This is a genomic window from uncultured Rhodococcus sp. (assembly GCF_963525155.1).
Lineage (GTDB): Bacteria > Actinomycetota > Actinomycetes > Mycobacteriales > Mycobacteriaceae > Rhodococcus_F > Rhodococcus_F qingshengii.
In genome coordinates this window covers 1-25,150 of sequence record NZ_CAURKP010000074.1, presented here as the reverse complement: position 1 = coordinate 25,150, position 25,150 = coordinate 1, and the positions used below count along the sequence as shown (strand labels likewise).

Genomic DNA, 25,150 nt, shown 5'->3' with positions numbered 1-25,150 from the left:
CACCTGCCATGGCCGAGAAACCGATCAGCATCACCGCCGTCAGGGTTGCTCCTGCTACCAATCCCGGAACGGATTCGGGCAGTAGCACCTTGGTGATGATGTCTTTGTCGGTGGCGCCCATGGACCGCGCTGCCTCGACGCGTCCGGAATCGACTTCACGCAAGGCGTTCTCGACGACGCGCGCAAAGAAGGGCACCGAACCGATGGTCAGCGGGACGATCGCTGCCGTGGCGCCGAGCGCTGTTCCGACGATCGCCCTCGTTGCCGGGATGAGGAGCACCAACAAGATGACGAACGGCAGCGAACGGCCGATGTTCACCACGGTGCCCAGAACCGAATTGAGGACGCGGTTGGGACGGATTCCGTCGGGCGCGCTCGCGTGCAACAGAACACCGAGAGCGATACCGATGATCAGGGTGAGCACGAACGAGACACCGACCATGTAGAGCGTGTCGAGTAGGGCTTCCCATGCTTCGCCCAGGGAATCCTGCCAGGACGTCTTGTTCATGAGAACGTCACCTTCACTCCGCGCTGCGAAAGATGTTCTTCGACAGACTTTCTTGTCTCTTCGTTGCTGACGAGTCCCGTGTGCGAGGCGAACTCCACGCGAAGGCGACCGACCTGATGGGATCCGATGTCCTCGACACCGCCGGAGATCACGGTGACGTCGACGTCGAGATCTCGTGAGAGTTGGGAAATCACGGGTGAGGTGGACAGTGAATCGACAAAGGTGAGGAGCGCCGGAATTCCGGTCGTGGACGTTCGTACCGTTCCGGTCGGCAGTAGCGCCTCTCCGAGGGGTGAGTCCGGGTCCGCGACCAGTTCGGTGAGCGTTCCCTCGTCGACGATGCGGCCCTGATCGATCAGCGCAGCGCGATGGCAGATCCGTCGAACCACGTTGAGCTCGTGGGTGATCAGAACAATGGTCACACCGAGTCGTCGATTGAGATCGGCGAGCAGGTCGAGGATCGAATCGGTTGTGTCCGAGTCGAGGGCGCTCGTGGCCTCGTCGCACAGGAGGACGTCGGGTGAAGCCGCCAAGGCTCTCGCGATGCCGACGCGTTGTTTCTGGCCGCCGGACAGTTGCGAGGGGAAGGCGTCACGTCGGTCTTCCAAGCCCACCAACTCGATCAGCTCGTCGACGCGGGCACGTCGATCTGCCCGAGAGTATCCCGCCACTTCGAGAGGGAAGGCGATGTTGGCGGCGACCGAACGGGAATGCAGCAGGTTGAAATGCTGGAACACGACCCCGATCCGCTTGCGTGTGTCGCGCAGTTGCGCTGGACTCAGCGCGGTCAGATCGGTGTCGCCCAACAGAATTCGGCCACTGGTCGGGCGTTCGAGCAGGTTGAGGCAGCGCAGCAAAGTCGACTTGCCTGCGCCGCTCTTGCCGATGATGCCGAAGATTTCGCCGTCTTCGATTTTCAGGGATACGGAATCGAGTGCATGCAGAACTTTTGTGCCGCTGCGGTATTCCTTGGAGACCGATTCGATCGAGAAGACCATGACGGGTCTCGATCAGGTAGCGCTGGCCGGAATGACCGAGCCCTGGTAGGTCTGCTCGATGAACGTCGCGACGTCGGCGGACGTCAATGCCTCGGCCAACTTCTGTACTCGCGCATCGTTTTCGAGCGAGGTGCGTACGGTCAGGACATTGGCGTACGGGTTGCCCTCGGCCTTCTCGAGCACCAGGGCGTCCTTGGCCGGGTTGAGACCACCTTCGATTGCGTAGTTGCCGTTGATGATTGCGAGATCGACATTTCCGTCGTCGAGCGTGCGCGGCAGCTGCGGGGGATCGACCTGGGTGAACGTGAGTCCCTTGGGGTTGTCGATGATGTTCTTCTCGCTGATCTGCGTGATGTCGGTGCCGGGGGCGCCCAACTGCTGATCGAGCTTGATCAAACCGGCCTGCTGCAGCAGGTACAGCCCACGGGCGAAGTTCGTCACGTTGTTGGACAAAGCGACCGTTGCGCCCTGGCGCAGGTCGGCCACGTTGGTGACCTTCTTGGAATATGCACCGAGGGGCTCGACGTGGACCTTCGCCACGGCGACCAGGTCGTCGACACCCTTTTCCTTCGACCACGATTCCTGGTACGGCACGTGCTGGAAGAAGTTGGCGTCGGTGTCTCCGGCTTCGAGCACCTCGTTGGCGTCGAGATCGCCGGTGATCTCGCTGACCTCGATCTTGGTGTCACCGAGCAGGCCCTTTTCTTCGACGAACTTCAGGATCTCGGCGTGCGGAACCGAAGAAGCGACGATGCGAAGAGGTGCGTTCTCGTCGGAGGAGTTGTCGCTCGAGCACGCGGCTACGGTTCCGACTGCGACGGCGGCCACTGCGAAGGCAGCGAGGAATCTTCTGGTGCGCGAGCGTGACATGTGAATCTCCAAGACATAGCCGAACGCACGCCGAGATGGCGTGACAGTTGCTGAACGCTAGCCCGGTAAACCTCCCGTGAGGAGATACAGAATCACCGCGATTTTTTCATGTACCTATTGTCCGAGCAGGATGACCGGAACGTCCTCGGCAAAATCGACTACCAGTTCGCGACGCGAGAACAGCCAGGTGCCGTCGACCTTTTGGAAGCTGTCCTGGTAACGGATCTCGATCCGGTTGTCCCGGTGGCCCTCGCCCCGCGGATAGATGTGGTGGGCGGAGCAGTAGGCCTCACCGTGCGCAGTGGTGGGGCCGTCGAGGTCGAGGATCTGCTGCTCGACGATGTGCCGGGTCGAGTGCAGATGTGAGACGGCATCGACCACCGAACTGCTGACGACGGAGTTCCCACGTATCTCCGTCGGCGCACCCGTTCCGTTCAGTGCCGGCGGCAAGACGAATGCCACGTCGTCAGTGAAGAGAGCCGCAAGTGCAGTGGTGTTTCGCCGGTCGACGGCCTGTGCGTACCTGGCGGCCAAGTCGGTGAGAGCGACGCGATCCGAGGAGTCCATGCGCATATCTCACCCTATGTGACGCCGCTCATGTTTCGGCTTCCCGCTCATCGAGACACTCACAGCGCCCACCTGGGCATCTGGTTAGCGTCCAGGCCAAGAGTTGCCAGCCATGAATGCCATAGGAGAACAGCGATGGATCTGAGGGAATCGCCCGAGCAGCAGGAGCTCCGCAAGGAGTTGCGCGCGTACTTCGCGGCGCTGCTGCCGGAAGAGAAGCGTCGCGCGGCCGGCGAGCAAGGTGTGGGCGGCGAGTACTTCCGCGAGATCGTGAAGTTGCTGGGCAAGGACGGCTGGCTCGGCATCGGCTGGCCGAAGGAATTCGGTGGACAGGGACGCTCCATCGAAGAGCAGTTCGTGTTCTTCGACGAGGTTCAGCGTGCGGGACTGCCGTTCCCCTTCGTGACCGTCAACACCGTCGGCCCGACGTTGATGAAGTACGGCACCGAAGAACAGAAGGAACGTTTCCTGCCCGGCATCCTGGCCGGCGACATCGTCTTCGCAATCGGGTACACCGAGCCCGAGGCCGGCACCGACCTCGCGTCACTCAAGACTCGTGCGGTTCTCGACGGTGACGAGTGGATCGTCGACGGCAACAAGATCTTCACCAGTGGCGCCAACACTGCCGACTACGTGTGGCTGGCCTGCCGCACCGACGCGGGTGCCCCCAAGCACAAGGGAATCTCGATCCTGATCGTCCCCACCGAGGATGCAGGCTTCGAGTGGTCACCGATCAACACCGTCGGCGGCTTGATGGTGACGTCCACGTACTACTCCGGCATTCGAGTTCCGTCGAAGGACGTTGTCGGCGAGGTCAACGGCGGCTGGCAGCTCATCACGGCTCAGCTCAACCACGAGCGAATCGGCCTGGCGGCCATCGGTGGTCGCACGTACGGTCTGTGGAACCTGGTCCTGGACTGGGCCAAGGAAAACGGCGCCATCGACATCCCGTGGGTGCAACAGGACTTCGCTCGCACACACGCCAAGCTCGAGGCCATGCGACTGCTGAACTGGAAGATGACGGCGGCCGTCGCACAGGACACGCTCTCCGGAGCCGACGCCGGTGCCACCAAGACGTACGGGACCGAGACTCACGTCGACGTCTACCGCACCCTGCTCGGAATTCTCGGCTCCGCCGGACGCATCCGCCCCGAGTCTCCGGGCGCTCTGCTTGCCGGTCAGATCGAGCAGATCTCGCGTCAGGGTGTCGTGAACACCTTCGGCGGCGGCGTCAACGAAGTTCTGCGGGACATGGTCGGCACCATCGGCTTGGGACTCGTTCGCGAAAAGAGGGTCAAGTGAGCGACATTTCGGCGCAACTCGACGCTTTTGTCGGCCAGACTCTGGTTCCCACTACCTGGGGGCCAGACGAGGTCAACATCCCCATGATCCGGCATTGGGCCGAGACCATGGGCGATACCAACCCCGTCTACCTCGACGACGACGCTGCCCGCGCCACCGGTCGTGACGGCGTCGTCGCTCCCGCTCAGATGCTTCAGGTCTGGATCATGCGGACCTTTACCGACAAGATGGCGGGCAACGACCCGTCGCAGGTGTGGACCGATCTGATCGCCACCCTCGACGCAGCCGGCTACAGCTCTGTCGTGGCCACCGATTCCGATCAGGAGTTCTTCGCCGAACTGCGCCCAGGCGATCGCGTTAACTACACCGAGGTCATCGAGTCGATTTCGCCGGAGAAGAAGACCGGCCTCGGTGTCGGACACTTCGTCACGACGCTCAAGACCTACCGCAACGGTGACGATCAGGTTGTCGGCACCCAGCGGTGGCGGACGCTGCGGTTCAAACCTCAGGAATCTGCTGCGCCCGAAGCTCCTCGTGCACTGCGTCCGCGTCCGGCTCTCAACGCGGACAACGCTTTCTGGTTCGAAGCAGCCAAGGAGCACCGTCTGGTGATCCAGCGCTGCACGTCCTGCAAGACGCTGCGTCATCCCACCGGCCCGATGTGCGGGGAGTGCCGGTCACTCGAGTGGGACACGATCGACGCGTCGGGTCGTGGCACGGTGTACAGCTTCGTGGTCAATCACCACCCCAAGATCGACGCGTTCGACTACCCGCTCATCGTTGCGGTAATCGAACTCGAAGAGGGAACCCGATTGATCGCCAACATGGTGGGTATCGCGCCCGAAGATGTCGTGGTCGACATGCCCGTGGAACTTGACTGGATCGACGCCGACCCGGATCTGACGCTTCCCGCGTTCCGGCCGGCCGTACGCGAGGAGCACTGATGGACTTCAATTTCAGCGAAGAGCAGGAAGCAATTCGCGCACTGGCCGACGAGGTCTTCACCAGCAAGGCGACGATCGAGCGCACCAAGGAGATCGAACTCTCCGCTGAGCGCGTCGACCGTGAACTGTGGCGTGAGCTCGCGAGCACCGGGTTGCTCGGTATCGCCCTGCCGGAGGAGTTCGGCGGCGGTGGCCTCGGTTTGTCCGAGCTGTACGCACTGCTCGAACAGCAGGGACGTCACGTTGCGGCCGTGCCGATCTGGGAAACGACCCTTGCAGCATTGGCTGTCAACGAATTCGGCTCCGATTCCCTTCGCGCCGAACTCCTTCCGGGAGTTGCCGACGGCAGTCGATTCCTGACCGTCGGTCTCGAAGAGTTCGGTCCGTACACGGGCGGCGACCCACTGACCACGGCTGAGCAGGACGCCGACGGCAACTGGACTCTGACGGGTGAGAAGGCAGTAGTGCCGATGACTCACGTCGCGAACCTTGCTCTCGTTTCGGCAACCGCTTCCACCGGTACGGCACTGCTGCTGGTCGACCTGAGTGCCGAGGGAGTGACGCTCGAACAGACGCAGTCCACCAACTGGGAGATCTGTGCCAACGTCACCTTTGCCGGTGCCCCCGCGCAGCTGATCGGTGCTGCTGACGGCACCACGGTTCCGTGGCTGATCGACCGCGTTCAGCTGGCATTGGCCGCAATCCAATGGGGCGTCGGCTCGGGTGCAGTCGCGCAGGCCGTCACGTACCTGAACGGCCGCAAGCAGTTCGGCCGTCCGCTGGCGACCTTCCAGGCCGTCAATCATCAACTCGCTGACTGCTACATCGATCTCGAAGCGATGAGGGTGACACTGTGGCAGGCCGCCTGGCGCATCTCCGAGGGACTGGATCTCGGCACCTCGGTACTGGTCGCCAAGTGGTGGGCTACCGACGGCGGACAGCGCGTCGTGCATCGCACCACGCATGTTCACGGCGGCATGGGCGTCGACACCGACTACCCGGTTCACCGTCACCTGTTGTGGGGCAAGCAGATTGCTGCCACCCTCGGTGGTTCCAGCTCCGATCTAGCGCGTCTGGGTGCGCAGCTCGCATCCGGTGTGGAGGTGCTCGCATGACCGTACTTGCCGGTCGCAGTTACGCAGACGTCGTTGTCGGAGAGGCATTGCCCGAGTTGGCGATCCCGCTGACCCGCACGTTGATCGTCGCCACGGCAATCGCCACTCGCGATTTTCAGGACGTGCACCACGATCCGAGCCTGGCCCAGGAGCGTGGCTCGAAGGATGTCTTCATGAACATCCTCACGAGCAACGGTCTTGTCGGTCGATACGTCACGGACTGGGCCGGATCTGCATCGACCCTGCGCCGCATCGCCATTCGTCTCGGGGCGCCCAACTACCCGGGTGACACCATGACGATGACCGGTGAGGTCGTGTCCAAGGAAGACGGAGTGGTCGTGGTCAAGGTGCAGGGTGCAAACAGCCTCGGCAACCATGCATCCGGCACCGTCGCAGTCGCTTTCAAGGAAGAGGGAAGGCCCTGATGGCGATCAGCCCACTCTCGGGAGCCGCCGCCATCGTCGGCATCGGATCCACCGAGTTCTCCAAGAACTCCGGCCGCACCGAACTGCAGTTGGCGTGTGAGGCCATCGTCGCGGCACTCGCTGACGCTGGTATCGATCCGTCCGAGGTCGACGGTCTGTCCACCTACACGTCGGAGACGAACGGCGAAGCGATCGTGGCTCGCAACTGCGGCCTCGGTGAGCTCAAGTTCTTCTCGCGCATTCACTACGGCGGCGGCGCTGCGTGTGCCACCGTGCAGCAGGCAGCCATGGCAGTTGCGACGGGTGTTGCCGACGTCGTGGTCTGCTACCGCGCCTTCAACGAGCGCTCCGGTGTGCGGTACGGCCTTGGCCAGCACGATCGACCCATGGACAGCACCGCCGACCGCGCGGCATATGCGTGGATGACTCCTCAGGGATTGTCGACTCCCGCTCAGTGGGTCGCGATGTTCGCCCGTCGATACATGCACCAGTACGGTGCGACGAGTGAGGACTTCGGACGAGTTGCAGTGGTGGCGCGCAAGCACGCGGCCAACAACCCGGCTGCTTGGTTCTACGAGCGTCCGATCACACTCGAGGACCACCAGAACTCGCGCTGGATCGCCGAGCCGCTGCACCTGCTCGACTGCTGCCAGGAAACCGACGGTGGCCAGGCATTGGTCATCGTCTCTGCCGAGCGCGCAAAGGATCTGGCCAACAAGCCCGTCGTCATCAAGGGCGCCGCTCAGGGCAGTAGCAAGGATCAGCACATGATGACCAGCTACTACCGGCCCGACATCTCCGGTATCCCGGAGATGGGCCTGGTTGCTCGTCAGCTGTACGGCCAGAGCGGCCTGACACCGGACGACATCAACGCCGCGATCCTGTACGACCACTTCACTCCGTTGGTGCTTCCCCAGCTCGAAGAACTGGGCTTCTGCAAGCCAGGCGAAGCAAAGGACTTCATCCGCGAAGGCAACCTCGAGATCGGTGGACGCCTGCCGTCCAACACTCACGGTGGTCAGGTCGGCGAGGCGTACCTGCACGGTGTCAACGGAATTGCCGAAGGTGTGCGACTGGTGCGAGGCACGTCGACCAACCAGCCCGAGGGCGTCGAAAACGTATTGGTCACAGCCGGAACAGCAGTACCCACCAGCGGTCTCGTTCTCGGCGCTGTTTGAGAGAGGAAAGACAGTGACAACTTCGGAAGCTGCGAAGACCGCCGGCGATTGGCGTGGAGCCGATCTCGGGACCCGCACCGTGTCGTACACCGAGCGCGACGCGATCCTGTACGCACTTGCCGTGGGCGCCAAGGCGACCGAGCTGGACCTCGTCTTCGAGGATCAGCTTCGGGTACTGCCGACCTTTGCTCTGACGCTGGCGCAGTGGGCTCCCGACGCTCTGGGTTCGGCGGGCGCCTTCGACACCTCGACGGCACTGCACGGCTCGCAAGAGCTGAAAGTGCTTGCTCCGCTTCCGCGTAGCGGTGACGTGACCTTGAAGGCTTCGGTCGGCGAGGTGTGGGACAAGGGCGCAGCGGCCGTGTTCGAAGTGAAGGTGGAGTGCGAATACTTCGTCGCGACCTGGTCACTTTTTGCCCCCGGTGCCGGTGGATTCGGCGGAGAACGTGGACCCTCACGTCCGGCGGAGCCGACCGGCGAGCCTTCGTTGACCGGTGTGCTGACCACAGCGGAGAACCAGACGGCGATGTACCGGCTCCTGGGCGACAAGCACCACATCCACATCGATCCCCAGGCTGCGGCGCGGATCAACCAGCCGCGTCCGATCATGCACGGCCTGTGCACGTTGGCCGCCAGCACACTCGAGCTTGCTCGGGTCGCCGGAGTGCATCCGGCTGATCTTGTCAGTCTCGAAGGTCGATTCGCTGCGGCGATCCATCCGGGTGAGGCGCCGTCCATCGTTGCGTGGGGAACTCCCGACGACCTGGCCTTCCAGGTCACCAAGGGTGATCAGGTAGCGATTTCCGGTGCACGAGTGAGCTTCTCCGCTCGCTAGTCCCTCCAGACTCAACTGCGGGGTGCTTGACCCCTCGTCGCGCCCCGCAGTTGTTCGCACGAAGAAAGCAGCCCCTGAAGCGCATTCGCTCAGGGGCTGCTTTGTGAGTGATTCAGTCCTGATGGGTCGCCATGTAGCGAGCCGGGTATTCGCCGCCGCCGTGGACGGCGATGTCGGCACCGTTCACGTACGAGGAGAGTGGGCTCGCCAGGAACAGGCAGGAGTTGGCGATATCGGCCGGCACGGCCATGCGCTCCATCGGAATGGTCCTGGTGACCGCAGCGCCGCCGTCGGCGCCGTAGACCTCGGCGGCAGCCTCGGTACGGATCAGGCCGGTGGTGATGTGGTTGATCCGGACCTTCGGCGCCCATTCGAGGGCCAATGCCTTGGTCAGAACGAGGAGGCCTGCCTTGGCTGCGCTGTACGCCGCGGTTCCGGGCTGCGGGTCGATCGCCGAGACACTGCCGATGTTGATGATGGCGCCGCCGTCGTCCTGAGTCTGCATCACTGCATTTGCGGCCTGGGCAACGTTGAAGGGTGCCAACAGGTTCAGGGCCACGATCTTCTCGACGAAGCGGGGTGACACCGTCGCAGCGTCGGCGTCGGGGGAGCCGCCGGCGTTGTTGACCAGGACGTCCAGACGGCCGAAGCGCTCGACGGCATCCTGGACGAGGGCTGCGGCGTCGGCGGGATCGCGGACGTCCGTGGCGCGAAAGGCTGCGCTACGACCGTCGGCGGTGGGTAGGTTTTCGGGCTCGTTACGGCCACAGACCAGCACGTTCGCACCCGCGGCGAGGAAGGTTTCGGCGATGACGTAGCCGATGCCTTTGGTGCCGCCGGTGACGATCACCGAGCGTCCGCTGAAATCGACGGGGTTGGGCAGTGTCACGGTGGAGCCTTCCTGGTGCGGTGCCGAGCTGAATTGCCGCCCAATGTGATTGACGCGACGTGGTCGCACACCTTAGGGTCAAGCAAGTGCTTGGTTGTTTTGTAGGTCGAGTGTAGACGACAAACAGCGGCAGTCACCAGAATCGACCGGTCCCTCCCGCAAAAGGGACCTCTGCGTCGACGGACATTGGAGTGGTCACATGGGCAAGCTCGAAGGCAAAGTCGCACTCATCACCGGTGCGGGTCAGGGAATCGGGCAGGGGATTGCCCTGGCCTTGGCCAAAGAGGGCGCCGTGATCGCCGTTTCCGGCCGCACCGAATCCAAGTTGCACACCACGTGCGGACTACTGGCTGACATCGGTGCGCGCGGTGAGGCGGTGGTCTGCGACGTCAGCAAGAAGGACGACATCACCGACGCCGTGGACCGTACCGTCGAACTGTTCGGCGGAATCGACATCCTGGTCAACAACGCCAACGACTGCAAGCCCGGCCCACTCTTGAGCGTGCTCGACGAAGACTTCGAGCGTTCCTTCGCGACGGGGCCGCTCGCCACCCTGCGCATGATGCAGGCGTCGTACCCCCACATGAACAGTCGTGGCGGTGGCGTCATCATCAACATGGTCACCTCGGCGGCGGTTCGCTGGGATGCCAGTAACTACGGCGCTTACGGTTCCATCAAAGAAGGCATGCGCTCGTTGACCCGCGCTGCCGCCTGTGAATGGGGCAAGGACAACATTCGCGTTCTCAATGTTGCCCCGCACGCCAAGACTCCCGCGTTGCAGTGGTGGATGGAAAAGAATCCCGACGAGGCAGCGGCATTTGTCGCAGGTATTCCGCTGGGACGCGTCGGAGACCCCGAGGCCGACATCGGTCGTGCCGTCGTCTTCCTCGTCAGCGAAGACGCCGGCTACCTCACGGGTGCCACGATCCCGCTCGACGGCGGCCAGTCGCGCTGGGGCTGACCGCCATCGACCCGATCAGGTCATCACGGCGCCGCCGTCGACGGCAATCGTCTGCCCGGTGACGTTGCGAGCCTTGTCGCTGAGCAAGAAGGCGACCATCTCGGCGATGTCTCCGGGCGTCTGAGCTCGACCCATCGGAACCATCTGTGCGACAAAAGAATCGAAGACGTCAGCATCGGAAACATCTGTGAGCGAGGGATCGCGTCGACGCAGTTCCTTGATGGTTCGAAGCCACATGTCGGTGAGGATCAGGCCGGGCATGACCGTATTCGAACGGAGTCCTCGAGTCGCACCGATCCGGGCGACGCTGTGACTCATCTCGATCACGGCGGCCTTCGACGGTCCGTAGTGCGCGAGCATGTCACCGCCCAAGCGGGCACCGATCGACGCGATGTTGACGATCGCTGCCGGACCCTCGGTTCTGCTCACGAATTCGCGGCACATCAGGAAGCTGCCCTTGGTGTTCACCGCAAAGGTGTTGTCCCACTGGTCTTCGGTGATCTCGAGGAACGGAGTGAAGACGCCGATTCCGGCGCCGTTGACGAGTGCAGTCGGGCTTCCGGCCGATGCAGCCACGTCGAAGGCGTTCTTGACGTCACCTTCACGTCGAACATCGCATCGTGCCGTGTGGACTGCTACGCCAAGGCTTTCCAGGCGTGCTGCGGTGTCGCCGAGTGCAGCCTCTTCGATGTCGAGGAGAAGCAGGGTGCCGAAGTCCTCCGCAAGGCGCTCGGCAATAGCGGCGCCCAACCCGGCAGCTGCGCCGGTGACAATGGCTACGGGCGCGCTCACGGCAGGTGCGTTTCGAGCAGTGGGGCAAGCAGTTCGGCTGCGCGCGCCGCCGTGATGACCTCGCTCGGGTCCACCTTGGTCACGACTTTCGAAGCAGAATCTTCGTAGACATGCTCACCGATGAGTCGCCCCTGCTCGTCGTACGGCCAGACAAATGCCAAGGTCCGACGCACGAGATACCAACCGTCGGGGTCGATGTCCGACGACTGTTCGGGGGCTGCGGGGGTGGATCCACCCGATTCGTGCACCGCGCCGAACACCCCGTCTCCCAGAATCGATCCTGGGACGAATTGACTGAAGAGAGTCTCACCCGAGAATCCGCTGTCGGAGACCGCGAAGTCGGACTGTCCGGTCCACATGACAAGGGTGTCCGTCTCGGCGAGTGACTGGTAGAAGTTGGTGACGGCGTCCATGCCGTCCAGAACAATCGACTGCCCGTCTTCGAACAACCGGTAGACGGGTTCTTCGACGGTCATGTCGGGCGAGAGGATTTCCTTGTAACGACCGGAGACCTCGAGCAATGCGTGGCGCCGGTAGTTTCGGAGGATCTTCTGGTGCCGCGGATTGTCGATGGTTTCCAATTGCTTTTCGACGCCATCCATCATGTGGACGAATTCGTGCTCGTACTTGCTCATCACATCTCCTGGTTTCGCGGATTCGGCGGGCTGTCCGGATCTGCGACAACTGTGACCTGACGTGGCATTCGCTGTACATGTAGAACTTCGTTCGACAATTGCCGGTTTGCTTAACTCCGCTGTTCAGATACCGTGATGGTCATCACTTTGCTGGCGAACAGCGGCCTAAGACAACCGAATGGACGGTAATGAAAAAGGCGAGAAGAGGTGAAGATCTGAATCTGCGGTTGGTGTCCTCGTTGCTCGTCGTCGTGGCGGAAGGGCACTTCGGCCGAGCGGCAGACCGGTTGTTCGTCACGGCGCCTGCTCTCAGTCAGCAGATTCGTCGACTCGAGGAACAGGTGGGTGTCGAGTTGGTTGATCGCAGTTCGCACCCGGTGGTGCTCACCGCCGCGGGTGAGGTGTTCGTCGCGGATGCGCGGCCCGCTCTCGAGTTTGCCGTTCGCGCGATGAACGGTCTCGACGCACTCGAGCGTCGGCGGGCCAGGCGGTTGCGGATCGGATTCATCAACGGGGCTGCCGGGAGTTTGGGGCGTGCGGTGATCGATTCGTTGCATGCGGAGGTGGAGCTCGTCCAGTTGGATTGGTCCCAACAGGTTTCGGCGGTGGCGAGCGCGACCGTCGACGCGGCCTTCGTGCGACCGCCACTGCCGGTGCTCGACGGTGTGGTGCTCGAACGGATAGGCGTCGAACCGCGGGTGGTGGCTCTGCCTCGAGGGCACCAACTGGCGGGTCGCGCGAGCATCGAGATTTCTGAAATAGATGGGACTGTGCAGGTTTCGAGTGACGGCGCACCACCCGAATGGGTGAAATGGTGGTCGGTGGACCCGCGCCCCAGTGGTGTACCCGTCCGGTACGGTCCCTCGGTCCGCACGATGGACGAAGCGCTCGAGGTTGTCGCCAACGGTCGGGCGGTGGTGATAACGGCAGCAACCATTGCCGAGTACTACACCCGCTCGGATATCAGTTTCGTGCGCATTTCCGACATCGAGCAGTGTTCGATCGATCTGTGTACCCGCGAGGGCGACAGCAGTCCGGCAGTGATCGAGCTACGCAAAGCTGTTTCAGCCCTCGGTGCCGCCAGGTGATTGCCGTGTCCTGATGTGATGCGCATGTACTCGGATGAAATACGCATTCTTGCCGTCTTCGTTTTAGTCAGTTAGACTAAAACCATGAAAACGATCAGCACGGCACTTGAAATCGTCGAGGCAGCACGAGTTTCGGCCGATGTGTTCGGGGGAGACTCCGGCGATCTCGACACCCGTCGCGCTGCGAAGCGTCGTTTTCATCGGCTCGCCTCCGCCATTCATCCGGACCGGGCGAAGCCCGAGGATCGGGTGCGATACTCGGCCGCAACATCTCGATTGAACGAGCTTTACCGCAGTTGGACAGCGGAGTTCGAGCCGGCAGATTCTCGACCCGTTTATGTCGGCGAGCGGGGCGAGTACATGTTGGGTGGACTGGTAGCGCGCGGCTCGGTCGCTAACCTGTACCGGTCCGATGCCGGTGTCGTACTCAAGATTCCGCGAAACCCTCGGGCGAACTCGATGATCGAGGCCGAACGGAATGTGCTGACGGACATCGAGAATTCGTGCGAAGCCGGTTGGGCAGTCTCGTACTTCCCGCGATTGATCGATCGAATCACCCATGTGGGCAGCGGCACAAGACGTCAGATCGATGTGCTGGACGATCTGACCGAAGGTTTTGTGAGTCTCGCCGACGTCCGTGAGGCGTATCCGGGTGGCCTCGATCCACGGGACTGGGCGTGGATGCACCGACGGCTACTTCGGGCTCTGGCAGCAGCGCATGCGACTGGTTGGGTGCACACCGCGATTACCGCGGAGAACGTGCTGATCGAGCCTGATCGGCACGGGGTGGTGCTGGTCGGCTGGTCCTTTGGCACCCGTACGGGCAGCCGCCCGGTGGCGACGATCGGTTCCGATCGTGATTCGTACCCACCGGAACTCGGCGAAGGAGCGTCTCCGGCCTGGGACGTCTACATGGCTCATCATTTGATGCTCCGAATGCTGGGCGAGCAGACCCACGAACGGATGAAGGTGTTTGCCGACGGCTGCATGCAGGACAACCCGAGATTGCGTCCCGACGCGGTCGACCTACTGGGTGAGTTCGACGAACTCCTCGATCTTCTCTATGGCCAGCGGACATTTCGTCCGTTCGCCGTTCCATCCACGAAAGGACAGTGATTGTCATGGGCTACGGATACTGGGACGACAACACCTATTTGGCGGGCAAGACTTTTCGTGCCGCACGCGGTGTCGACGATTTCGGTTACACCGATTCGCTTCGGTCGCGTCCGCGAAGCAGTTGGAAAGCGGACCCGACCCTCGACCCCTTCGGCGTTGACAAGCGTGAATGCCGGGACTCGGCCGGGCACCCCGATTCTCTCCCGATAGCAGTGCTTTTCGATGTCACCGGCTCGATGGGCGCTGTTCCTCGAATCATGCAGGACAAGCTCGGAAAGCTGCACGGGCTGCTGCAACGCAAGGGATACGCGGATGATCCGCAGATTCTGTTCGGTGGTATCGGCGACGCCGATTCCGATCAGGTGCCACTACAAGTCGGCCAGTTCGAGTCGGGTAACGCGATGGACGAGCAGCTTCGGACCATCTTCCTCGAGGGCAACGGTGGTGGACAGAAGTCGGAAAGCTATGAATTGGCAGCATATTTCATGGCGCGCCACACCAGTACGGATGCCTGGGAGAAGCGCGGAAGGAAAGGCTACCTCTTCATCATCGGCGACGAGCTGAACAAGCCGCGGCTCTCGGCTCGTCACATCCGTTCGGTGATCGGCGACAAGGTACGTCAGGACGTATCGGTCTCGTCGATCTACCGTGAACTCGAAGAAAGATGGAATGTCTACTTCGTTCTGCCAGATCAGTCGTCGTACTTCAACGATCCGGAAATCGCGGATCACTGGAAGAAGTTGCTCGGTGAACGCTTCGTCAAACTCGACGACCCCGCTGCGGTGTGCGAACTGATCGCGCTGACGGTCGGAATCGGTGAGGACCGCATCGACCTGCGTGACGGACTGGCGGATCTCCGCGACATCGGTTCAAGAGCTGAAGCCGAGACCGTCGGCAAGGCTCTCGCCCTGATCCCAGGGCGCAGCACCGCGACGGTGGCCGGGTTGCCCCACGATCTCGGAACCGATACGGACGATGTTGATTTCGCATAGAAGGAGAGCATGATGGAGCCGTTCGAAGACCGCGATATCGTCGTCGTAGACCTCGGGTTCGGAGATGCGGGGAAGGGAGCAACCGTCGATTGGCTTTGCTCCGACCAAGCCGATTTGGGTGTGGCCGCAGTGGTCCGGTTCAACGGTGGGGCACAGGCAGCGCACAACGTGACGGTCGGCGAGTGCCACCACACGTTTTCGCAGTTCGGTTCGGGAACGCTGTCCGGCGTCCCGACGTTTCTCTCGAGATTCGTGTTGGTCGAGCCCATCGCGCTCGCCCGGGAGGCGCGTGCTCTGGAAGCGCTCGGAGTTCGAAATCCGTTCGATTTGATACGGATCGACGCGCGCGCATTGTTGACGACGCCGATTCACGTGGCCGCCAACAGGGCTCGTGAGGATGCTCGCGGCGGTAACCGACACGGCTCGTGTGGCAAGGGGATCGGTGAGACCGCGGCGTATGCGCTCGAAGTTGCGAATGCGCCTACGGTGGGAGACTGCCGGCGACCTGATTCCTTGCGTCGTAAGTTGTCGGCGTTGGCCACATTCTACGGACCGTTGATCGCGGAGAGTCGCCACGGTTTTCCGCCGATCGACGACATGGTCGACATGTACGCGGAATTCGGTGCCGTCGTGGACATCGCCGACCCGGATGCGCTGGGCGCGTTGGGTGCCCGTGGTCGTCTGGTATTCGAGGGGGCACAAGGTGTCCTTCTCGACGAGTGGCGGGGGTTTCACCCACACACCACGTGGTCGACGGTCGAGCCGTCCAACGCGCGAGCGATGATCGACGAGTTGGGCCGGGACAGTTACGTACTCGGCGTCACCCGCACGTACATGACACGACACGGAGCTGGGCCCTTCCCGACGGAGGATCCGGAGCTGGCGAAGGTGTTGCCCGAGCTGCACAACGGGACGGGTGAGTATCAAGGCGGATTCCGGATGGGCCACCTCGACGAGTTGTTGTTGCACTACGCAATCGAGGTGAGCGGTGGCGTCGACGGTTTGGCGCTTACTCATCTCGACGCGATGGATCGCGCGCGGGCTGCAGGCGTCCCGATCCACGGGGTGCACGCGTACGAAGGATTGCCGTTCGTTCCCGTCGGAGAGTGGAAGGATCTCGATCACCAGCAGGCGCTGACAGATTCCCTGAAAGCCGTAGGGGTCGTGCCGAAGGAACTTCCGGCCGACCCGGAGGATTTCGCCCGGTATCTGAGCGAGGAAATGGGTGCGCCGGTAGTGCTGACCGCGAACGGTGCCGACCGGGTCGATCGTCAGATGCGATGCCCAGTGCCTGCATGATGGACGGTGTGGACCAGTCACTTGTCTCGATCGATGTCATCGCGCTCCGGTTCGGCAATCCGGAACCCGGGATGTTGCGATTTGCCGTTACTCCGCGGCAAGCGGAGCCGTACACCGGGCAGTTGGCGCTGCCCGGTGTACTGCTGGGCGCCGGTGAGCGGTTGCAGGACGCCGCCAGGCGAGCCGTGACCACCAAGCTCGGAATTCCCGACGAGAAGATCCTCGTCAGCGGTCAATTGACCGTGTTCGACGAACCCAATCGCGACCCCCGCGGTCCGACGCTCTCGGTGACCATGTGGGCAGTGATCTCGTCGGACGAGGTGCCGGGTTCGGCCGAATGGGTGAGCTGGGACAACCCGGGGGACCTTGCGTTCGACCACAATCGGATAGTCGCCGATACCCGCCCGATCCTTGCTGACACCCTGTTGTGGCGAGATCAGGCATTCACGCGGGCACTACTGGGTCCGTCGTTTCCGGCGTCGTACGCGCTGGCCGTGGCGGAGGAGCTTTCCGGTGTGCGTCCGGACCCGGGCAATTTGAACCGGACGCTCAAAGCGTTGCCAGGGCTGGAACGTACGGACGAACGAGTCCGGGTCAGTGCCACCGGGCGACCCGCGGTGGTCTGGGCGTGGACCGAAAACAGCTGACCTACCTCAGAAGTTGCCCCGCGCGGCCTGCTCACGCTCGATCGCTTCGAACAGGGCTTTGAAGTTTCCCAGTCCGAATCCCAGTGAGCCGTGGCGTTCGATGATCTCGAAGAACACGGTGGGACGATCTCCGATCGGCTTGGTGAAGATCTGAAGAAGATAGCCGTCCTCGTCGCGGTCGACGAGGATGCCTCGCTTCTGCAATTCCTCGATCGGAACTCGAACCTCTCCGATACGCGCGCGCAATTCGGGATCCTCGTAATACGAAGCCGGAGTAGAGAGAAACTCGATTCCTTCGTCGACCAGAGCATCGACTGCTCCGAGGATGTCGCTGGTCGCAAGCGCGAGATGCTGAGCGCCGGGACCTTGATAGAACTCGAGGTATTCGTCGATCTGTGACCGCTTCTTCGCGATGGCAGGTTCGTTGAGTGGGAACTTGACTCGGTGATTGCCGCTCGAGACGACCTTGCTCATCAGCGCGGAGTAGTCGGTGGCTATGTCGCCGCCCACGAACTCGGCCATGTTGGTGAATCCCATGACCCGGTTGTAGAAGTCGACCCACTGGTCCATCTTGCCGAGTTCGACATTGCCGACGACGTGGTCGAGGGCCTGAAAGATTCGCTTGGGCGCGCCGTCACGCTTGCGGTACGACGACGTCCGTTCGACGTATCCGGGAAGGTAAGGGCCGGTGTAGCGGGAACGGTCGACGAGGGTGTGCCGAGTCTCGCCGTACGTCGCGATGCTGGCCAGGCGAACGGTGCCGTGCTCGTCGGTGACGTCGTGCGGTTCGCTCAACACTGTCGCGCCTTGGGTGATGGCGTGTGCGATGCACTTGTCCACGTCGGGGACGCTGAGCGCGATGTCGCGGATACCGTCGCCGTGACGGCTGTGATGTTCGATCAGCGGACTTGCCGTATCCACAGCGCCCTTGACGACAAACCGGACGGCCCCGCTTTTGAGTACAAACGCGTGGTGGTCGCGGTTTCCCGTCGACGGGCCTGAATAGGCCACCAATTCCATGCCGAATGCGGACTGGAAGAAATGTGAAGTCTGCGTGGCATTTCCGACGACCCATTCGAGGCCGTCCCAACCGCTCACGGGGAAGGGATCGTGATCGCTGTCGTACTCGACCAAGCCGACCAACTGGCGCAATTGCTCCAGATCCAGGCCGGCCAGCTGTTCGTCGTCGGTGAGAGTCTGTTCGACGGTCATGATGAGTCCCCTCTGAGTGCGATGTACACAGCGCGGTGCTCGAGTTATGTTCGGCACTGCCAGTACAAACAGATAAGTCCTTCAGAGGTTGGGTAGTCAACGGAGGTAGTTGAAAGTAGACAAAGCGCCGGAATCCGAAGATTGTGGCACTGTTTTATAGGCAATGTGCATAGTTGAACGACGAGTGGAGCAGACGTGAATCTCGACGCAGTGGATCTGGCTCTGTTGGACGCGATGAACAAGCACCCGAGAGCCGGTGCGTTGGAGCTTTCGCGTCAGGTCAAGGTTGCGCGGGCGACAGTGCAGGCGAGATTGAAAAGGATGGAAGATGCGGGCGTCATCGCCGGATACGCGCCGCACGTCAATTTGGCTGCAGCGGGTTTCGGAGTACAGGCATTCGTGACTTTGCAGATCGCCCAGGGGGCGCTCGACACCGTCACAGCGGAACTCGAGGCAATCCCCGGTGTGCTCGAAGCCTTTGCCACCACCGGCTCCGGCGACGTGCTGTGCCGGATTGCCGCTGCGTCGCACGAGGATTTGCAAGCGACGCTGCTCGAACTGAATCGGTCGGGGATAGCCACCCGGTCGACCAGCGTCATGGTTCTCTCGGTTGTGGTGCCGCTCCGGTCGATGCCCCTCCTGCAGACTCTGCAGTCGGAGCAGACGACCAAGGCCCCGGCGTACCGACGAGGCGGTCAGTCTCGCTGACGACCCGGAGCCCAGAATCCCAGAACGATCGCGGATACCCACATGATCGCAGCGAGCGTGAGTGCTCCTTGATCCATGCCTTTGATGAAGGCTTCACGGGCGAATTCGGCCAACTGGGCACCCTGCGGCCCGGCTGCTTCGGCGACGTGGAGAGCTGCGGCCAGAGAACCGGATACCGGCTCCTTGGCCGGTTCGGGTAGCAAGTCGACCGCGGGCTGGACGTGATTTCCGTAGCCGGCGGCGAGGATACTTCCCGCCAGTGCAACGCCGATGGCGGAGCCGATCTCACGGGTTGCGTCGTTGACTGCTGAGGCAACCCCCTGTTTGGAGTCCGGTGCGTTGGAGACGATGGCAGCAGTGGCGGGGGTTGTCGACAAACCCAATCCAATGGCGGCCACTACCAAGGGAACACAGACTTCGGCATAGGTCGAACTGGCATCCAAGCGCGTCAGGAGTGCAATTCCGGTTCCGAGGAAGGCAACCCCGGTGGCGGTGAGAGCGCGAAGGCCGATACGCGGAATCAGTAGGGGAGCAACCACGGACAGCGCCATCACCGGCACAGCGATCGGCATCAGGGCGAGCGCCGATTGCAGGGGGGAGTAGTCGAGCACCAGTTGGAGATACTGCACGATCAGGAAGAACAAGCCGAAAGTCGCCAGGAATTGCAGGGTCAGTGACGCTGCGCCGCTGCCGAATGCACGATTGGCAAACAGTCTGACGTCCAGAAGTGGGTGGCGAGTGCGTAATTCGACCCAGCTGAAGATTGCTGTCATGGCGATTCCGCCGATTAGCAATGCGAGAACCACCGGATCGAGCCAGCCACGGGCGGGCGCCTCGATCATCCCGAGGACGAACAGGCCAATCGAGCCGGCGATCAGCGCTGTACCAGGTAGATCGAGTGGAGTTGCCTCCGTGTCCTTCGACGTCACGATCGTGAACGACACCACGAGGATGAGAACTGAGACGACGGCCAGGCTGACGAAAATCGAATGCCAGGACCATTTTTCGAGGAGTAGCCCGGAGACGACGAGTCCGGCGATTGCACCGGATCCTGCGACGCCGGACCAGACTCCGACGGCGCGGGCACGCTGCGCCGGCGGGAAACCTGCAGTGAGTAGAGACAGCGTCGCCGGCATGACAAATGCGGCGCCGACGCCGGAGATCACGCGGGAGACGATGATCCACGACGGTTCGTCCGCGAAGACCGGAATCGACGAGCCGGCAGCAAAAACGAGTAGTCCGAACATGAGCAGTTCTCGTCGACCGTATCGATCGCCGAGTGCGCCCGCCGGCAACAAGAGACAAGCCAGCGTGAGCGTATACCCGTCCACGATCCACGTGAGCTGGCTCTGTGTTGCACCGGTATCGCGGGCCAAGTCGGGAAGGGCCGTGTTGAGCGCGGCCATCGCTGCGACGACCAGCGCGACGGCGCAGCACGCGACCGTCAGCATCCAGATCTGTCGGATGGTCCACGTGGACTGTTCGAGCGTCGTATCGCTACTCACGAAACCTCCCGATAGAAACAAGACCATCAGTATCGTTACAAGAACAGCAGTTCCACAACCCCCAAGTGGGTATAACTGAAGTTGTGACGGTGGGAATCGACAAGCAGGGAATCGAACAGCAGGGAAACGACGAGGACCCGCGCAAACAGCGTTCCAGGTCCAGGTTGCTCGACGCAGCGACCACGCTGCTGGCAGAAGGCGGCGTCGACGCCGTGACGATCGATGCCGTCACCAAGTTGGCCAACGTCGCGCGTGCGACGCTGTATCGCCATTTCGACAGCGGCACGGAGTTACTCGCCGCGGCATTTGCACGTCTACTGCCGCCGGTGCCGGAGATGTCCGGGGAAGGTGACCTCCGCGCGCAGTTGCTCGAGTTGTTGACCAGTCAGGCCAAGGCCATCGAAAGCGCACCGATCCAGGTGACGGCGATGTGCTGGCTCGGCTTGGGGCCGGAACTGAAGGGTTATTCGAGCGTCGATGCCCTGTCCGCGGACAAGCCCGAATTGCGATCGCTGCGCCAGACGGTCTTCGAGCAATACCGACACGCGTTCGATCGGATCCTGCGCTCGCCGGACGCGATCGACGCGTTGGGGGAGTACGACTACGACGTCGCACTTGCTCAGTTGGTCGGACCTTTGGTGCTCACCAAGCTGGCCACGCTGACGCCTCTCGGGGAGGCTGCGTGTGAGCAGATCGTGGACGACTTTCTGGCTGCACGCGGAGTGTCGAGCTGAGAGCTCACGGCTCCAGATTGCGGCGTAGCACGTACTGCTCGAGCCTGTCGATGCCGCGCACTCGTCGCGGACGAAGGTGTCGCAGTTTGAAATTGGCGTCCGAGCCGAGCTGGGTGGCCAGCTCGGAGTCGATCAGCACGGTGCCGGGACGAGCAGAGCTGGTGAGGCGCGCGGCCTTGTTGACCACCGAACCGTAGAGATCTCCGAAGCGAACCAACGTCGGCCCCATGGCCAGACCCACCCGAAGCTGCGGATCGTCGTGATCGGCGAGGACCGCCTGCTGGATCTGCAAAGCGATCTCGGCGGCGTGGTGGGGACTTTCAGCGGCAAACATGACCTCGTCACCGACGGTCTTGACCACCCAGCCGTAGTTGCGACCGATGATTTCGGTGGACGCGGACTCGAACCGCTCGAGCAGATCGTTGAGTTCGGCGGAGTCGAGGCCGCGGGTCAGCGAGGTGTACCCGACGATGTCGGCGAAACCCACGACCAGAACACGACTCGCTACTTCTTCGCCCGGGTTTCCGACGTTGCGGCCCGTCGACGACGCGACGTGGCGCTTCCACACGTACGTCTGCAGAGATTCGACAGCGGGAATGATCTCGGCGCCGAGGCGCAGAACGATCTTCCGGATCGCTTCGGGCTCGTGATCTGCCGAGTCGGCGAGCTGGTCGATGATGTGTGTGCTGATCAGCGAGACCTGCCACTCAGCCAACCTCGACATCGACTGCCCCAGTGAACGGGCGGCAGCCACCTCACTGCTCTGCGAGATGACTCCTCGATTGACCATGTCGATGATCGTCTTGAGGGCGTTGGCGTCTTGCTGGGTGAACATGACGGCGTCGGGATCCTCGTCGACGGCAAAGCCCATCGCGACCCACAAACGATCGGCACGCTCGCGTGTCACACCGGCGAATTCCGCGATCTGCGATTGCGTGAAGCAGCGCGGTCCGCCGAGGAGGGACTCCTCGATGTCGGCTTGAATCCGGCTGAGCAGATGAGCATCGACGTCGACCGGATCAGCAGTGTGAGGTTCGGCAACGTGAGATTCAGCAGGGGCGGGTTCGGTGACCTCGTCGATCCACTCTGACTCCGAACTGCTCACCGTGCTCCTTATTGCCGCAACGAATTTCTGTCCACCATCTTCCACGCGGTGCCCCGAGAACAGTACTGAATTGGCCGAACCGTCTACGGATCCTCGGGCTCAGGCGGGCGGTGAGAGTCAACACGTCGGTGGCTTGTGCAAGAGTTGCCCCGAGAAAAGCACTGTCGATACCGAAATGCACGAGATACTTCTGAAAGGACCTGCGCATGCCACCCCGTAGACGTTCCGGCGCTGCCGCATCAACGCCGGATCACCTCACTGCGGACAATCTGGCAGCGCTCGCCACGGCTGTCGCCGAAGGCAAGCGCGCCACCGTCTATCTGCGCGAGGCGACTCCCAGCTTGGGGATCGAAGCCGGTACCTCGGCGAAAGTCGTGTCGGTGGACGGCAACACCGTGATGATCCGCCCCAAAGGCGTCAACGACGAATTGCCTTTCGAGGCAGAGGAATTGCGCATCAACCGCGTCTCCGCGGCACCGGCCAAACCGGCGCCACGGCCCAAACCAGTTGTGGAGTCCGAGCCCCTGATGGAGCCACTCGTAGAGCCTGTTCGACCGAAGCCGCGTGCGCAGCCTGCACCCGCTCCGGTACCGACTACCACTGCTGCCCCTGCCGCGACACCTCGTCCGGCCGTCAAGCGTGCGAAGAAACTGCCGGCCGGCATCAGCGTCACCATCCATGCGGGCGCGGACAACGACTGGAGCGTGACGGTCACACAGGGCGCCAAGCGTCCGGGCAAAGCAGTTCCGGTCGCACCCGATGCGGTCGAGCGAGCTGTCCGCGAGTTGGGTGAGCCCACCGCAATCGAGGCTGTCGAGTCCATCATCGTCGCTGCACGGGACATGGCTGCAGCGCGAGTCGACGAGTTGAGCCGTCAGCTCGAGGAGGCACGCAAGATGCTCGAGGCGCTCGGAGCTACCGACTAGACACGCTGCGTAGGTCCGCACTTTCCGGGGTATGCGTTTTTTGCAGCGGGGAGATTACCGGCGGAGAGATTGTGATGTTGCAGCGAATTGTTTCGGCTCTGGCAGCGTTGGTCTTGGCACTCGGACTCGGGTTCATCGTCAGCAGCAACGCTGTTGCTGCACCCACGCCCATGGGTGGTGGTTCGGGCATCATCATCGACAATCAGCTGGTCTGTACGTTGACCACTATCGGTCACGACAACGGCGGCAGACTCGTGGGTATCACCGCAGGTCACTGCGGTGGTCCTGGATCGTTCGTGATCCCGGAAAGCAACGAGGACGCAGGCGTGGTCGGCACGTTCGTCGAGTCGAACCCGGACCTGGACTACGGGGTCATCCAGTTCGATCCGGGCAAGGTCACACCAGTTCGAACGGTGGGCGCGGCAACCATCACCTCGATCGGCGCTCCGGCCAGCTTCCCGGCCACAGCCTGCAAGGAAGGCCGTACGACGGGCACGACCTGCGGCGTCGTCTGGGGAGACCTGAGCGCCGACGCATCCACCTGGACTCAGATCTGCGTCGACCACGGTGATTCGGGAGCCCCGGTCACGGTCGGGACGACACTGGTCGCGATGGTCAACGCCTACCTCTGGGTGCCGTGCCTGGGGCCGGAACTCGGCACCAACATGACCTCCATCGTGGACACGATCAATGCCCACGGAGGTGTCGGCGCCGGGTACCGGCCCATCTAGCGGCGGGCTGGGATCAGCCGCACACTGCTCCACCCGAGGCTGATCCCACGAGCTTGGAGTACTTGGCCAATACACCACGTGTGTAGCGAGGCGGCAACGGCTCCCAGCCCTTCTTGCGGGCTTCCAATTCGGAGTCGTCGACCAACAATTCGAGTTGTCCGGTACCCACGTCGAGCCGGATCTGATCACCGTCGCGAACGAACGCGATGGGACCGCCGTCGACGGCCTCGGGCGCAACGTGTCCGACACACAGGCCGGTTGTGCCGCCCGAGAATCGTCCGTCCGTCAGCAGCAGGACGTCCTTGCCGAGACCCGCGCCCTTGATCGCGCCCGTGATGGCCAGCATCTCGCGCATGCCGGGACCACCCTTCGGGCCTTCGTAGCGGATGACGACAACGTCACCGCCGGTGATGGTGCCGTCCTCGAGAGCATCCATCGCGGCGCGCTCGCGTTCGAAAACCCGTGCAGTGCCGACGAATACATCAGACTCGAATCCTGCCGACTTGACCACCGCGCCGCCGGGCGCGAGTGACCCCTTCAAGATCGTGATGCCTCCGGTCGGGTGAATGGGCTTGTTCATCGCCCGCAGGACCTTGCCGTCCGGATCGGGCGGGGTGATGTGCGCGAGATTCTCCGCCACGGTCTTACCGGTGACGGTCAGGCAATCTCCGTGCATGAGTCCCGCGTCGAGCAATGCCTTCATGATCACGGGGACGCCGCCGATACGGTCGACGTCCGTCATGACGTGCTTTCCGAAAGGCTTGACGTCGGCGAGGTGCGGGACCTTCGCGCCGACGCGAGCGAAGTCGTCGAGCGTCAGCGGGACGTACGCTTCGTGCGCGATCGCGAGGAGATGGAGCACCGCATTGGTGGATCCGCCGAATGCCATGACTACTGCAATGGCGTTCTCGAACGCTTCCTTGGTGAGGATGTCCCTCGCGGTGATACCTCGACGCAGGAGTTCGACCACGGCTTTGCCGCTCTCGCGGGCGAAGCCGTCGCGGCGACGGTCCGGTGCGGGCGGTGAAGCGCTGCCGGGCAGCGACATTCCCATGGCCTCGGCGGCGC

Annotated in this window: 27 protein-coding genes; 16 read left to right on the top strand and 11 right to left on the bottom strand. The window is 62.6% G+C overall.

What is annotated here, in order from left to right; translation table 11 throughout:
* The 4 genes from RWT78_RS16215 to RWT78_RS16200 all read right to left on the bottom strand — a co-directional run.
* On the bottom strand, positions 1-508 hold a 508-nt coding region (locus RWT78_RS16215), incomplete at its 3' end, for a methionine ABC transporter permease (protein WP_314676647.1).
* The gene (locus RWT78_RS16210; RefSeq protein WP_166502637.1) at positions 505-1,506 is read right to left on the bottom strand and encodes a methionine ABC transporter ATP-binding protein; all 1,002 of its coding nucleotides are present in this window, start codon (positions 1,504-1,506) and stop codon (positions 505-507) included. The genes RWT78_RS16215 and RWT78_RS16210, both read right to left, overlap by 4 nt.
* A 12-nt stretch (positions 1,507-1,518) precedes the next feature.
* A complete protein-coding gene (locus tag RWT78_RS16205) occupies positions 1,519-2,376 on the bottom strand; it encodes a MetQ/NlpA family ABC transporter substrate-binding protein (protein ID WP_003940478.1) in 858 nt (285 codons plus the stop codon).
* A 114-nt stretch (positions 2,377-2,490) separates the two neighbouring features.
* Positions 2,491-2,949 (bottom strand): nuclear transport factor 2 family protein, encoded by a 459-nt coding sequence (locus tag RWT78_RS16200; protein WP_037128648.1) that lies wholly within the window; start codon positions 2,947-2,949, stop codon positions 2,491-2,493.
* 129 nt (positions 2,950-3,078) lie between these two features.
* Here RWT78_RS16200 and RWT78_RS16195 point away from each other — a divergent pair, with 129 nt between their 5' ends.
* The 6 genes from RWT78_RS16195 to RWT78_RS16170 are packed head-to-tail and all read left to right on the top strand — an operon-like array spanning position 3,079 to position 8,742.
* Positions 3,079-4,245 carry an acyl-CoA dehydrogenase family protein gene (locus RWT78_RS16195; protein WP_314676643.1) on the top strand — a complete coding sequence of 389 codons (1,167 nt, stop codon included), beginning with the start codon at positions 3,079-3,081 and terminating at the stop codon, positions 4,243-4,245.
* A complete protein-coding gene (locus RWT78_RS16190) occupies positions 4,242-5,189 on the top strand; it encodes a bifunctional MaoC family dehydratase N-terminal/OB-fold nucleic acid binding domain-containing protein (RefSeq protein WP_042448383.1) in 948 nt (315 codons plus the stop codon). Before RWT78_RS16195 ends, RWT78_RS16190 begins: the two co-directional genes overlap by 4 nt.
* Complete coding sequence (locus RWT78_RS16185) at positions 5,189-6,304, top strand: acyl-CoA dehydrogenase family protein (protein WP_003939700.1); 1,116 nt, start codon at positions 5,189-5,191, stop codon at positions 6,302-6,304. The genes RWT78_RS16190 and RWT78_RS16185 overlap by 1 nt, the downstream gene beginning before the upstream one ends.
* Complete coding sequence (locus RWT78_RS16180) at positions 6,301-6,729, top strand: MaoC family dehydratase (RefSeq protein ID WP_219467440.1); 429 nt, start codon at positions 6,301-6,303, stop codon at positions 6,727-6,729. Before RWT78_RS16185 ends, RWT78_RS16180 begins: the two co-directional genes overlap by 4 nt.
* Positions 6,729-7,907, top strand: coding sequence for a lipid-transfer protein (locus tag RWT78_RS16175; RefSeq protein WP_003940050.1), 1,179 nt, complete (start codon positions 6,729-6,731; stop codon positions 7,905-7,907). The genes RWT78_RS16180 and RWT78_RS16175 overlap by 1 nt, the downstream gene beginning before the upstream one ends.
* Before the next feature lie 13 nt (positions 7,908-7,920).
* A complete protein-coding gene (locus RWT78_RS16170) occupies positions 7,921-8,742 on the top strand; it encodes a MaoC/PaaZ C-terminal domain-containing protein (protein WP_007732645.1) in 822 nt (273 codons plus the stop codon).
* Positions 8,743-8,854: 112 nt separating this feature from the next.
* Here the strand turns inward: RWT78_RS16170 and RWT78_RS16165 are convergent, their stop codons facing one another.
* Positions 8,855-9,631, bottom strand: coding sequence for an SDR family oxidoreductase (locus RWT78_RS16165; RefSeq protein ID WP_003940546.1), 777 nt, complete (start codon positions 9,629-9,631; stop codon positions 8,855-8,857).
* Positions 9,632-9,830: 199 nt separating this feature from the next.
* Here RWT78_RS16165 and RWT78_RS16160 point away from each other — a divergent pair, with 199 nt between their 5' ends.
* Positions 9,831-10,592 carry an SDR family NAD(P)-dependent oxidoreductase gene (locus tag RWT78_RS16160; protein ID WP_209921841.1) on the top strand — a complete coding sequence of 254 codons (762 nt, stop codon included), beginning with the start codon at positions 9,831-9,833 and terminating at the stop codon, positions 10,590-10,592.
* A gap of 15 nt (positions 10,593-10,607) precedes the next feature.
* Here the strand turns inward: RWT78_RS16160 and RWT78_RS16155 are convergent, their stop codons facing one another.
* Both RWT78_RS16155 and RWT78_RS16150 read right to left on the bottom strand, forming a co-directional pair.
* Positions 10,608-11,384 (bottom strand): SDR family NAD(P)-dependent oxidoreductase, encoded by a 777-nt coding sequence (locus tag RWT78_RS16155; protein WP_314676632.1) that lies wholly within the window; start codon positions 11,382-11,384, stop codon positions 10,608-10,610.
* Entirely contained in the window at positions 11,381-12,019 is a 639-nt protein-coding gene (locus tag RWT78_RS16150; protein ID WP_007732640.1) for a hypothetical protein, read from the bottom strand. The genes RWT78_RS16155 and RWT78_RS16150 overlap by 4 nt, the downstream gene beginning before the upstream one ends.
* 188 nt (positions 12,020-12,207) lie before the next feature.
* Here RWT78_RS16150 and RWT78_RS16145 point away from each other — a divergent pair, with 188 nt between their 5' ends.
* The 5 genes from RWT78_RS16145 to RWT78_RS16125 all read left to right on the top strand — a co-directional run bounded on the left by RWT78_RS16145 (position 12,208) and on the right by RWT78_RS16125 (position 17,161).
* Positions 12,208-13,107 carry a LysR family transcriptional regulator gene (locus RWT78_RS16145; RefSeq protein ID WP_020970785.1) on the top strand — a complete coding sequence of 300 codons (900 nt, stop codon included), beginning with the start codon at positions 12,208-12,210 and terminating at the stop codon, positions 13,105-13,107.
* Between the two features lie 84 nt (positions 13,108-13,191).
* Complete coding sequence (locus tag RWT78_RS16140; protein ID WP_209921840.1) at positions 13,192-14,223, top strand: hypothetical protein; 1,032 nt, start codon at positions 13,192-13,194, stop codon at positions 14,221-14,223.
* Between the two features lie 5 nt (positions 14,224-14,228).
* The gene (locus tag RWT78_RS16135; RefSeq protein ID WP_030537005.1) at positions 14,229-15,215 is read left to right on the top strand and encodes a hypothetical protein; all 987 of its coding nucleotides are present in this window, start codon (positions 14,229-14,231) and stop codon (positions 15,213-15,215) included.
* Positions 15,216-15,224: 9 nt separating this feature from the next.
* Positions 15,225-16,514: an adenylosuccinate synthetase gene (locus RWT78_RS16130; RefSeq protein WP_372447548.1), complete on the top strand. Its 1,290-nt coding sequence runs from the start codon at positions 15,225-15,227 to the stop codon at positions 16,512-16,514.
* A complete protein-coding gene (locus RWT78_RS16125) occupies positions 16,511-17,161 on the top strand; it encodes an NUDIX domain-containing protein (protein ID WP_020909123.1) in 651 nt (216 codons plus the stop codon). Before RWT78_RS16130 ends, RWT78_RS16125 begins: the two co-directional genes overlap by 4 nt.
* A 6-nt stretch (positions 17,162-17,167) precedes the next feature.
* On the opposite strand, the gene hppD is transcribed toward RWT78_RS16125, so the two are convergent.
* Complete coding sequence (hppD, locus tag RWT78_RS16120; RefSeq protein WP_054825241.1) at positions 17,168-18,373, bottom strand: 4-hydroxyphenylpyruvate dioxygenase; 1,206 nt, start codon at positions 18,371-18,373, stop codon at positions 17,168-17,170.
* Between the two features lie 195 nt (positions 18,374-18,568).
* On the opposite strand from hppD, the gene RWT78_RS16115 reads away from it, so the two are divergent.
* Complete coding sequence (locus RWT78_RS16115) at positions 18,569-19,081, top strand: Lrp/AsnC family transcriptional regulator (RefSeq protein ID WP_051649709.1); 513 nt, start codon at positions 18,569-18,571, stop codon at positions 19,079-19,081.
* On the opposite strand, the gene RWT78_RS16110 is transcribed toward RWT78_RS16115, so the two are convergent.
* Positions 19,069-20,613: an MFS transporter gene (locus RWT78_RS16110; RefSeq protein ID WP_042448364.1), complete on the bottom strand. Its 1,545-nt coding sequence runs from the start codon at positions 20,611-20,613 to the stop codon at positions 19,069-19,071. The two genes, RWT78_RS16115 and RWT78_RS16110, sit on opposite strands and share 13 nt — an antisense overlap.
* 56 nt (positions 20,614-20,669) lie before the next feature.
* Between RWT78_RS16110 and RWT78_RS16105 the strand changes: the two genes are divergently transcribed.
* On the top strand, positions 20,670-21,320 hold the full coding sequence (locus RWT78_RS16105; protein WP_058226560.1) for a TetR/AcrR family transcriptional regulator: 651 nt from the start codon (positions 20,670-20,672) through the stop codon (positions 21,318-21,320).
* Positions 21,321-21,324: 4 nt separating this feature from the next.
* On the opposite strand, the gene RWT78_RS16100 is transcribed toward RWT78_RS16105, so the two are convergent.
* Positions 21,325-22,425: an adenylate/guanylate cyclase domain-containing protein gene (locus tag RWT78_RS16100; RefSeq protein ID WP_007732623.1), complete on the bottom strand. Its 1,101-nt coding sequence runs from the start codon at positions 22,423-22,425 to the stop codon at positions 21,325-21,327.
* A gap of 206 nt (positions 22,426-22,631) precedes the next feature.
* Between RWT78_RS16100 and RWT78_RS16095 the strand changes: the two genes are divergently transcribed.
* Positions 22,632-23,351, top strand: coding sequence for a DUF6319 family protein (locus tag RWT78_RS16095; protein ID WP_003940205.1), 720 nt, complete (start codon positions 22,632-22,634; stop codon positions 23,349-23,351).
* A 74-nt stretch (positions 23,352-23,425) separates the two neighbouring features.
* On the top strand, positions 23,426-24,082 hold the full coding sequence (locus RWT78_RS16090) for a S1 family peptidase (protein WP_007732621.1): 657 nt from the start codon (positions 23,426-23,428) through the stop codon (positions 24,080-24,082).
* A gap of 13 nt (positions 24,083-24,095) precedes the next feature.
* On the opposite strand, the gene RWT78_RS16085 is transcribed toward RWT78_RS16090, so the two are convergent.
* The coding region (locus tag RWT78_RS16085; protein ID WP_314676616.1) for a dihydroxy-acid dehydratase at positions 24,096-25,150 on the bottom strand (1,055 nt) is incomplete at its 5' end.

Bases quoted from the DNA above. Each gene is read 5' to 3' on its own strand.
- RWT78_RS16210 (WP_166502637.1), bottom strand. From the start codon at position 1,506: ATGGTCTTCTCGATCGAATCGGTCTCCAAGGAATACCGCAGCGGCACA.
- RWT78_RS16205 (WP_003940478.1), bottom strand. From the start codon at position 2,376: ATGTCACGCTCGCGCACCAGAAGATTCCTCGCTGCCTTCGCAGTGGCC.
- RWT78_RS16200 (WP_037128648.1), bottom strand. From the start codon at position 2,949: ATGCGCATGGACTCCTCGGATCGCGTCGCTCTCACCGACTTGGCCGCC.
- RWT78_RS16195 (WP_314676643.1), top strand. From the start codon at position 3,079: ATGGATCTGAGGGAATCGCCCGAGCAGCAGGAGCTCCGCAAGGAGTTG.
- RWT78_RS16185 (WP_003939700.1), top strand. From the start codon at position 5,189: ATGGACTTCAATTTCAGCGAAGAGCAGGAAGCAATTCGCGCACTGGCC.
- RWT78_RS16180 (WP_219467440.1), top strand. From the start codon at position 6,301: ATGACCGTACTTGCCGGTCGCAGTTACGCAGACGTCGTTGTCGGAGAG.
- RWT78_RS16175 (WP_003940050.1), top strand. From the start codon at position 6,729: ATGGCGATCAGCCCACTCTCGGGAGCCGCCGCCATCGTCGGCATCGGA.
- RWT78_RS16160 (WP_209921841.1), top strand. From the start codon at position 9,831: ATGGGCAAGCTCGAAGGCAAAGTCGCACTCATCACCGGTGCGGGTCAG.
- RWT78_RS16150 (WP_007732640.1), bottom strand. From the start codon at position 12,019: ATGAGCAAGTACGAGCACGAATTCGTCCACATGATGGATGGCGTCGAA.
- RWT78_RS16145 (WP_020970785.1), top strand. From the start codon at position 12,208: ATGAAAAAGGCGAGAAGAGGTGAAGATCTGAATCTGCGGTTGGTGTCC.
- RWT78_RS16140 (WP_209921840.1), top strand. From the start codon at position 13,192: ATGAAAACGATCAGCACGGCACTTGAAATCGTCGAGGCAGCACGAGTT.
- RWT78_RS16135 (WP_030537005.1), top strand. From the start codon at position 14,229: ATGGGCTACGGATACTGGGACGACAACACCTATTTGGCGGGCAAGACT.
- RWT78_RS16130 (WP_372447548.1), top strand. From the start codon at position 15,225: ATGATGGAGCCGTTCGAAGACCGCGATATCGTCGTCGTAGACCTCGGG.
- RWT78_RS16125 (WP_020909123.1), top strand. From the start codon at position 16,511: ATGATGGACGGTGTGGACCAGTCACTTGTCTCGATCGATGTCATCGCG.
- hppD (WP_054825241.1), bottom strand. From the start codon at position 18,373: ATGACCGTCGAACAGACTCTCACCGACGACGAACAGCTGGCCGGCCTG.
- RWT78_RS16110 (WP_042448364.1), bottom strand. From the start codon at position 20,613: ATGGTCTTGTTTCTATCGGGAGGTTTCGTGAGTAGCGATACGACGCTC.
- RWT78_RS16095 (WP_003940205.1), top strand. From the start codon at position 22,632: ATGCCACCCCGTAGACGTTCCGGCGCTGCCGCATCAACGCCGGATCAC.
- RWT78_RS16090 (WP_007732621.1), top strand. From the start codon at position 23,426: ATGTTGCAGCGAATTGTTTCGGCTCTGGCAGCGTTGGTCTTGGCACTC.